This window comes from Nocardioides sp. CPCC 206348 (genome assembly GCF_048654705.1).
Classification (GTDB): domain Bacteria; phylum Actinomycetota; class Actinomycetes; order Propionibacteriales; family Nocardioidaceae; genus Nocardioides.
The window spans coordinates 1-1232 of record NZ_JBMCZA010000036.1 but is presented as its reverse complement, the minus strand read 5'-3'; the positions used below and the strand labels follow the sequence as shown (position 1 = coordinate 1232).

Sequence of the window (1232 nt, the reverse complement as noted above, 5' to 3'; positions counted from 1 at the left end):
CGGCGGCGCCGTCAGCTCCGTCGACCCGGATGCGTCCGCGATTGGCCTGGAGGTCCTGGAGCGTGGTGGCAACGCCGTCGACGCGGCCGTCGCGACTGCGGCCGCGCTGGGCGTGACCGAGCCCTACAGCGCCGGCATCGGCGGTGGCGGCTACTTCGTCCACTACGACGCGGCCACCGGCGAGGTCACCACGATCGACGGTCGCGAGACGGCACCTGCGGCCATGCAGTCGGATGCCTTCATCGACCCGGCGACCGGGACGCCGTACCGGTTCAGCCCGGACCTGGTCACCAGTGGCGTCTCGGTCGGCGTCCCCGGCACCCCGGCCACCTGGCAGGAGGCCCTCGACCGGTGGGGCAGCCTGTCGCTCAAGGACGCGCTCAAGCCCGCTGCCGGCCTTGCCCAACGCGGCTTCGTCGTCGACGACACCTTCCACCTGCAGACCGCCGAGAACGCCCACCGCTTCCGCACCTTCTCCAGCACCGCTGACCTCTACCTCGCCGATGGCGTGCCGGCCGTCGGAAGCCTGTTCCGCAACCCCGACCTGGCCAGGACCTACCGGCTCCTGGGCGCCCGGGGCACCGACTGGTTCTACGACGGACAGCTGGCCGGCGAGATCGCCGAGAACGTCCAGCACCCGCCGTTGAGCGGTGACACCGACCTCCCCGCGCCGCCCGGCAGCATGACGACCGAGGACCTCGCCGGCTACGAAGCCCTGGTCCAGGAGCCGACCCACGTCTCCTATCGCGGCCACGACGTCTACGGCATGGCGCCGTCCTCGTCCGGCGGTACGACGGTCGGCGAGTCCCTCAACATCCTCGAGCAGTTCGACGTCGGTGGGTTGGCACCCGTCGACGCGCTCCACCACTACCTCGAGACGACCGCGCTCGCGTTCGCCGATCGTGGGAAGTACGTCGGCGACCCGGCCCACGTCGACGTACCCACCGCGCAGTTGCTCGACGACACCTTCGCCAAGGAACGGGCCTGCGAGATCGACCCGGCGGTCGCGGCGACCAAGCCGGTGCCTGCTGGCGACGTGACGTCGTACGACGGACTCTGTGGTACCGCGGCATCGGTGTCGACCGCCGACGCCGACACAGAGAACCTCTCCACCACGCACCTGACGACCGCCGACCGCTGGGGCAATGTTGTCGCCTACACGTTGACGATCGAGCAGACTGGCGGATCGGGCATCGTGGTGCCCGATCGTGGCTTCATCCTCAACAACGAGC

At 70.2% G+C, this 1232-nt stretch carries 1 protein-coding gene; it reads left to right on the top strand.

Going from position 1 to position 1232, the window contains the following annotated elements; translation table 11 throughout:
• On the top strand, positions 1-1232 hold a 1232-nt coding region (locus tag ACOADB_RS01040; protein WP_378596067.1), incomplete at both ends, for a gamma-glutamyltransferase family protein.